The organism is Bacillus sp. GbtcB10 (genome assembly GCF_019091365.1).
GTDB classification, from domain to species: Bacteria; Bacillota; Bacilli; order Bacillales; family Bacillaceae; genus Bacillus; species Bacillus altitudinis.
On record NZ_JAGXJP010000062.1, the window covers coordinates 1 to 309 of the forward strand.

1 pseudogene is annotated in these 309 nt (G+C 38.2%); it reads left to right on the forward strand.

Annotation, left to right across the window (positions count from 1 at the left end):
- Positions 1-83: 83 nt before the first annotated feature.
- A pseudogene (locus KVT11_RS19660) lies at positions 84-309 on the forward strand (hypothetical protein); the annotation flags it as partial.

The following is a 309-nucleotide window of genomic DNA, read 5'->3' on the forward strand; positions in this document are numbered from 1 at the left end:
GTAACTTATCGTAAAAAGAAAAGCCAAGCAAAACGAAAAGCGTGGAAAAAATACGGCCTACAGGGGCGCGGGAGGAAAAAATAATGACACAAGAAACAAATCAAAATGAAGTAGTGGTACAAAATAACGCAGTGGCGAAAACAAATACTGGAAGTAATTATATTACAGCTATTTTAGAAGAAACAAAGCAGGGGTTCGTTGAAGCGAATAACGGACTTGATATGGATTTCGTCCGAATGGGTGAATGGTTAACAGTTACTAAGAAAGGTAATTTTGTTGAGAAGGACGATGAAAACGTATCGTACGGTG